The organism is Planococcus donghaensis MPA1U2 (assembly GCF_000189395.1).
Classification (GTDB): Bacteria; Bacillota; Bacilli; order Bacillales_A; family Planococcaceae; genus Planococcus; species Planococcus donghaensis_B.
Window position 1 is genome coordinate 160,105 of the sequence record NZ_AEPB01000038.1, and the last position, 6,659, is coordinate 166,763.

At 38.4% G+C, this 6,659-nt stretch carries 8 protein-coding genes; all 8 read left to right on the forward strand.

Annotated features, from left to right (window positions below; all coding sequences use genetic code 11):
• The first annotated feature begins 72 nt into the window (after positions 1-72).
• The 8 genes from pstC (at position 73) to GPDM_RS11855 (ending at position 6,607) form a co-directional block, all read left to right on the forward strand.
• Positions 73-999 (forward strand): phosphate ABC transporter permease subunit PstC, encoded by a 927-nt coding sequence (gene pstC / locus GPDM_RS11820; protein WP_008431664.1) that lies wholly within the window; start codon positions 73-75, stop codon positions 997-999.
• Between the two features lies 1 nt (position 1,000).
• Positions 1,001-1,879 (forward strand): phosphate ABC transporter permease PstA, encoded by an 879-nt coding sequence (gene pstA, locus GPDM_RS11825; RefSeq protein ID WP_008431665.1) that lies wholly within the window; start codon positions 1,001-1,003, stop codon positions 1,877-1,879.
• A gap of 28 nt (positions 1,880-1,907) precedes the next feature.
• On the forward strand, positions 1,908-2,720 hold the full coding sequence (gene pstB / locus GPDM_RS11830) for a phosphate ABC transporter ATP-binding protein PstB (RefSeq protein WP_008431667.1): 813 nt from the start codon (positions 1,908-1,910) through the stop codon (positions 2,718-2,720).
• A 15-nt stretch (positions 2,721-2,735) separates the two neighbouring features.
• On the forward strand, positions 2,736-3,395 hold the full coding sequence (phoU, locus tag GPDM_RS11835) for a phosphate signaling complex protein PhoU (RefSeq protein ID WP_008431668.1): 660 nt from the start codon (positions 2,736-2,738) through the stop codon (positions 3,393-3,395).
• A gap of 188 nt (positions 3,396-3,583) precedes the next feature.
• Positions 3,584-3,733, forward strand: a complete 150-nt coding sequence (rpmG, locus tag GPDM_RS11840) for a 50S ribosomal protein L33 (protein WP_006830468.1) — start codon at positions 3,584-3,586, stop codon at positions 3,731-3,733.
• 65 nt (positions 3,734-3,798) lie between these two features.
• Positions 3,799-4,374 (forward strand): 5-formyltetrahydrofolate cyclo-ligase, encoded by a 576-nt coding sequence (locus GPDM_RS11845; protein ID WP_008431670.1) that lies wholly within the window; start codon positions 3,799-3,801, stop codon positions 4,372-4,374.
• On the forward strand, positions 4,371-4,568 hold the full coding sequence (locus GPDM_RS11850) for a YqgQ family protein (protein ID WP_008431671.1): 198 nt from the start codon (positions 4,371-4,373) through the stop codon (positions 4,566-4,568). Before GPDM_RS11845 ends, GPDM_RS11850 begins: the two co-directional genes overlap by 4 nt.
• Positions 4,569-4,702: 134 nt before the next feature.
• Complete coding sequence (locus GPDM_RS11855; protein WP_008431672.1) at positions 4,703-6,607, forward strand: LTA synthase family protein; 1,905 nt, start codon at positions 4,703-4,705, stop codon at positions 6,605-6,607.
• Positions 6,608-6,659: the final 52 nt, after the last annotated feature.

Genomic DNA, 6,659 nt, shown 5'->3' on the forward strand with positions numbered 1-6,659 from the left:
CAAAGACCAGTCTAGTATAGTCTGAGGGTGAGCAGCCGCTGCTCACCTTTTGCGGTTGAAAGGGGATTCGATATGCGACCATCTGTACAAGAAATGATCGCACGATCAAATGGTAAGAAAAACAAAAAAGTAATCGAAAAAATCATGCCGGTTCTTTTGTTTTTGATTGCTTCAGTTTCGGTTTTAACATCTGTTGGGATCGTTGTAACATTAATCGTGGAAACCATCACGTTTTTCACGCGCGTACCATTTTTTGATTTTATTTTTGGCACCACGTGGTTGCCATTTTCAAATAAAGATGCCCAATTTGGCATTTTGCCGCTCATCGTCGGTACATTAAAAGTCACGTTAATTGCAACGGTTGTCGCGGTACCCATCGGGATTTCAGCAGCCATTTATTTAAGTGAGTATGCCAGCGAAAATGTTCGACGCATTTTAAAGCCGATTCTTGAAGTATTAGCAGGTGTTCCAACAATTGTTTACGGATTTTTTGCGCTAACATTTGTCACACCGGTTCTTCAATCGGTATTTCCAGAAATCAAAATTTTTAACGCGATTTCACCCGGAATTGTTGTAGGAATCATGATTATTCCAATGATCGCTTCTTTGTCAGAAGATGCCATGTCTTCTGTGCCAAAAAGTATACGAGAAGGCGCATTAGCAATGGGTTCAACAAAATTTGAAGTGGCTTGGAAAATAACTCTACCAGCCGCGTTATCAGGAATCATTGCATCGGTGGTGCTAGCTGTATCGAGAGCAATCGGAGAAACCATGATTGTCTCGCTTGCAGCCGGCTCCACACCAAGATTTGATGGGGACTTTACCGGTTCAATCCAAACGATGACTGCTTATATCGTACAAGTATCAAAAGGGGATGCTGGATACGGAACAACAATTTATTATTCCATCTACGCAGTCGGGTTCACGCTGTTTGTCTTTACAATGCTTATGAATATCCTTGCTGGCTACGTCTCAAAACGTTTCAGGGAGGAATATTAATATGAGATATATTGAACAACAAGCAGTTGTCAAACGGATGAATGGCAGATTAATCGCCAACAGCATCTTTAAATATCTATTTTTAGCCGCTACATTAGTCGCATTAGTAGCATTGGTTATTTTACTTTACCGGATTGTTTCTCAAGGAATGGGACATTTATCCATTGAATTTTTAACGAACTTTGCTTCGCGGTTTCCAGAAAAGGCAGGGATTAAAGCAGCACTTGTTGGTTCGCTATGGTTGATGCTGGTTGTGGCACCGACTTCAATTATTTTGGGTGTAGGTTCAGCCATTTACCTGGAGGAATATGCCAAGCAAAACCGCATCACCACATTTATCCGCATGAACATTTCCAATTTAGCAGGAGTGCCTTCGGTCGTATTTGGTTTACTTGGGTTAACCATATTCGTTCGTGCACTCGCATTAGGCAATAGTGTACTCGCAGCCGGATTTACAATGAGTTTATTGATCTTACCGGTTATTGTGGTTTCTTCACAAGAAGCGATTCGTTCCGTTCCGCGTGAATTGCGAGATGCATCTTTTGGTATGGGTGCCACCAAATGGCAAACAATCATCAAAATTATTTTGCCAGCAGCAATACCTGGTATTTTAACAGGAAGTATTTTAGCCCTATCACGAGCTATCGGAGAAACAGCACCGTTAATCGTTATTGGTGTTCCGGTTATTATTCAGTTTTTACCGGCCGGAGTTATGGATACATTTACTGCACTGCCGATGCAAATTTATGATTGGTCCAGCCGTCCGCAACAAGAATTTCAAACGGTAGCAGCAGCTGGAATTATGGTGTTAATGGCTGTTCTATTGTTTATGAATTCTATTGCAGTAATTATTCGAAACAAATTTGATAAACGCTATTAACGCTAATTATGTGGAAGGGGTTCTACAAATGACGACTATTATTACAGAAAAACCAAGAATTGATACACCAACTCAAAAGTCTGTTAAAAAAGCAGTTTACGAAACAAATCAACTAAATCTTTGGTACGGAACAAATCATGCGTTAAAAAATATCGACTTAGAAATTAAAGAAAATGAAGTAACCGCAATAATCGGACCTTCAGGATGCGGCAAGTCAACTTATTTAAAGACATTAAATCGCATGGTTGAATTGGTGCCATCTGTTAAAACGTCTGGAGAAATTCTTTACCGCGGACGCAATATTTTCGATCACGATTATGGCGTCGAAGAATTACGCACACGTGTAGGCATGGTTTTTCAAAAGCCCAATCCATTCCCAAAATCGATTTATGATAATATTGCTTACGGCCCACGAATTCACGGCATCAAAAACAAGAAAATTCTTGATGAAATTGTTGAAAAAAGTTTACGTGGAGCGGCTATTTGGGACGAAGTAAAAGATCGCTTAAACGAAAATGCTTATAGCGTTTCAGGCGGTCAACAGCAACGGATTTGTATCGCACGCGCACTTGCAATCGAACCTGATGTGATTTTGATGGATGAGCCAACTTCGGCACTTGATCCCATTTCGACATTAAAAGTTGAAGAATTGGTTCAGGAATTGAAAAAAGACTATAGCATCATCATTGTGACACACAATATGCAACAAGCTGCTCGTATTTCAGATAAAACGGCGTTTTTCTTGAATGGCGAGGTTATCGAATTTAATCAAACAGATACGATATTTTCAAACCCTGCAGACAAACGTACGGAAGATTATATTTCAGGTAGATTCGGTTAATGGGAGGCGAAAAGTTTGTCAGTACGCGAAAAATTTGAATTTGAACTAAATACAGCACAAGAAGAATTAATCACGTTAAGCACCATGGCAGTAAGTGCGTTAAATAAGTCTATGGAAGCATTAATAGGGCAAGATGTAGATGCTGCATTAGAAGTGATTGAAGATGATAAAGACATCAATCAATTAGAAGAGTTTATCAATGACCGAGTGATTTTACTGATAGCGAAGCAGTCGCCGGTAGCTACTGATTTAAGACGTTTAATCGTAACAATAAAAGTAGCATCAGATATGGAACGGGTGGGTGATTATGCAGTTAATATTGCAAAAGAAACCATTCGAATCGGCAATCAGGAGTTATTGCCGCAAATCGGGCAGATTCAGCAAATGCAAAAATTGGCTGTTGCCATGCTGCATCAAGTAATTGATGCTTTTGTAGAAGAAGATATTGTCAAAGCAAAAGAAATTGCAGAACTCGACGATCAAGTCGACGATTTATACGGCGATGTAATTCGTAAACTAATCCAAGCAGGTGGCGAAAACCCGGACAAGCTTGGTCAAATTACGCAATTAGCATTTATCAGTCGCTATATGGAACGATCGGCTGATCACGCGACAAATATTGCGGAACAATTGTTTTTCCTTGTGCGCGGTCGTCACTACGATTTAAACAAATAATGAGAGTCCCCATTCAACAAAAATAAGTTGCCGGAAGCGAAAAGCTACCGGTCTTCTTTTTTATTTAGAAAGGTTCAAGATTATTGAAGTTTTACAGTAGACTTTATGTTGAAATATGCTATAATAATTAAGTCGTATAGATCACGCTTATTTACAAATGATCTTTGAAAGAATTAGGAGGGATACCGATGCGTGTTAACATCACTTTAGCTTGTACAGAATGTAGCGAACGTAACTACAGCACTGTTAAAAATAAGCGCAACAACCCTGAGCGTCTTGAAATGAAAAAATATTGCTCACGTGAAAAGAAAATGACAGTACACCGTGAAACGAAGTAATTCATTGATTGCCAAAACCTCATACAGGTTTTGGCTTTTTTCTTTTTAAAGGAGAAGATTTGGATATGAATAAAAAAACTCAACGCAATCAAGTGCTAGAAATGCTTCGTCAAATGACAGCTGAACAATATAGCGCTAAATCGCAAGCAATTATAAATCACTTAATGAAAGATCCCGCTTTTTTATCAGCAACAACAATTGGGCTAACAATATCTGCATTTCCTGAAGTAGATACATTTGCTTTAATAGAAGCATGCTGGGCGACGGGTAAACAAGTAGCTGTTCCAAAATGCTATTCAGCAAACCGGACGATGGACTTTCGAATTATTGAGCATTTCGATCAACTAGAAACAGTTTACATGAAACTAAAAGAACCGATTGTCACAACGACAACTTACATAACCCCTGACCAAATCGACTTATTAATCGTACCGGGTGTAGTTTTTTCAAAACAAGGCTTTAGAATTGGATTTGGTGGAGGCTATTATGATCGCTTTTTAGCAAACTATCCAGGCGAGACTCGTTCGTTAGCATTTGATTGTCAAATTGCTGAAGAGATTCCCGTTGAAGCACATGATTTGCCGGTTAGCGGCATTTATACAGAAAGTGGTTTTATCGATTTAAAGGCGGTGGACAAATGAAAAACCTATATGATGTTATGCAATTGCTAAAGCGTTATGGCACCGTTATTTATACAGCTGATTACAGTGCAGATATTGGATTAATGGAAGAAGAAATTAAAGAACTGTATCGACTGCAATTTATTACATCGAAAGAATTTGCAACAGCGATGCTCATTTTGCGCCAAAAAAAATCCGAATACGATAAAAAATAAATTCGTTTTGCGAAACTTTTAGTTGTTTCATTCGTCTTTAATAAGGGTAATTACTTCAATTGACTGCAACAATGTTTTATACTGAACTATTATGGTAACCGTGAAAAACAAATAGAATAGGAGGATGTCTAGGAATGTTAAAAAAAGAATGGCCAAAGCATACAGTCCTGGCAATTGCCATCATCGCCACTTGGCTAAAAACATATATTGTTTACAAAACAAGTTTTTCAATTACCATTGATAACTTGTTGCAAGAGTTTATCTTGTTTATTAATCCGTTAAGCATGCTGTTGTTTATTTACGGAGTCTCGTTGTTCTTTAAAAGTGACAAAGTTAAAAATATTTATTTACTATCGGTAGCAGGTGTAACCTCGATCGTTCTTTACGGAAACGTTGCATTTTACCGATTTTTCAATGACTTTATCACCTTGCCTGTATTGTTCCAAACCGATAATTTTGGCGATTTAGGATCTAGTGCAGCTGCAAGTGTGTTTTGGACAGATCTTTTTTACTTTGCAGATGTTCTCGTTATTCTACTAGCTATTAAATTTATTAAACTAAAACCAAGCAAAGCAAAATCTCAATCGGTACAACGCAAAGCTTATTATATTTTGGCGTTGGCAGTGCTATTTTTCAATTTAGGACTGGCAGAAGCTGAACGTCCACAATTATTAACACGTAGCTTTGACCGTGAGATGTTAGTGAAAAACTTAGGGATGTACAATTATCATTTGTATGATATTTACATTCAGTCAAAATCACAAGCACAACGTGCATTAGCAGACGGATCTGAGTTGGTAGAAGCGAACAGTTACGTACGTGCTAACCAAATTGAACCTTCTGCAGAAATGAAGGGAATTGCTGAAGGACGTAACTTAATTGTTGTGACTTTAGAATCGTTGCAGAGTTTTGTGATTAACGAAGAAATGAACGGACAAACCATTACACCGTTTATCAATTCGTTGACAGAAGATGAAGACACCATTTATTTTGAAAATTTCTATCACCAAACAGGGTTGGGCAAAACTTCGGATTCGGAATTTTTGCTTGAAAACTCACTTTACCCGTTAAGTGGCGGGGCAGTATTTTTTACGCATAGCGGAAACACGTTTAACTCAATGGCTGAAAGCCTTGGCAGTGAAGGCTATGCAACAAACGTTCAACATGCTAACACAAAGAGCTTTTGGAATCGCGACATCATGTATGAATCGTTGAATATTGACGAATTTTATGATGTGGAAAGCTTTGAAGTAGAAGATGGTCAAGCGGTAAACTGGGGCATGAAGGACGTACCATTTATGGAACAGTCTGTTGAACATATGACTGAAATGCCACAACCATTTTATAGTCGTTTGTTAACTTTAACAAATCATCATCCATTTACACTGGATGAAGAAGACAAATTAATCGGTGAATACGACTCGAATTCAGGAACGTTAAATCGATATTTCCAAACATCGCGTTATTTAGATGAAGCGGTAAAAACTCTTTTTGACGAGTTAAAAGAACAAGGCTTATACGAAAACTCAATTATTGTGATGTACGGTGACCATTACGGTATATCTGAAAATCATAATGAGGCCATGTCTCAATATCTTGGTGAAGAAGTAACGCCATTTACGTCTGCTGAATTGCAGAAAGTTCCGTTCTTCGTTCATATTCCAGGGTATGGCCAAGGTTATGTTGAGGATGAAGTAGGTGGACAAATCGATATGCGTCCAACAATCATGAACTTACTGAACATTGATACGTCGAAAGATATTCAATTTGGTGGGGATTTGTTCTCAGAAGAACACGAAGAGTTAGCGATTTACCGTGACGGGCGTTTTGTCACAGACGAATTGGTTTATGCAGAAAATGTTTGCTACGACAAAGAAACGGGTGAACCAACCGAGCAAGAATTATGTGCACCATTTATCGAGCAGGCATTTACAGAACTCGAATATTCCGAGTCGATTATTAACGGCGATTTATTGCGCTTCTACGACGAAGAAGATGGGCAGTTAACAACGATTCCAGATGCGGAATTAAAACAATAAATATATAGGAGAGTGCTTTGGTGCACTCTCCTATTTTCATGCAATAAAAAAA

Excerpts from the sequence above, each read along its gene's own strand:
- pstC (WP_008431664.1), top strand. The coding sequence starts at position 73 with ATGCGACCATCTGTACAAGAAATGATCGCACGATCAAATGGTAAGAAA.
- pstA (WP_008431665.1), top strand. The coding sequence starts at position 1,001 with ATGAGATATATTGAACAACAAGCAGTTGTCAAACGGATGAATGGCAGA.
- pstB (WP_008431667.1), top strand. The coding sequence starts at position 1,908 with ATGACGACTATTATTACAGAAAAACCAAGAATTGATACACCAACTCAA.
- rpmG (WP_006830468.1), top strand. The coding sequence starts at position 3,584 with ATGCGTGTTAACATCACTTTAGCTTGTACAGAATGTAGCGAACGTAAC.
- GPDM_RS11845 (WP_008431670.1), top strand. The coding sequence starts at position 3,799 with ATGAATAAAAAAACTCAACGCAATCAAGTGCTAGAAATGCTTCGTCAA.
- GPDM_RS11850 (WP_008431671.1), top strand. The coding sequence starts at position 4,371 with ATGAAAAACCTATATGATGTTATGCAATTGCTAAAGCGTTATGGCACC.
- GPDM_RS11855 (WP_008431672.1), top strand. The coding sequence starts at position 4,703 with ATGTTAAAAAAAGAATGGCCAAAGCATACAGTCCTGGCAATTGCCATC.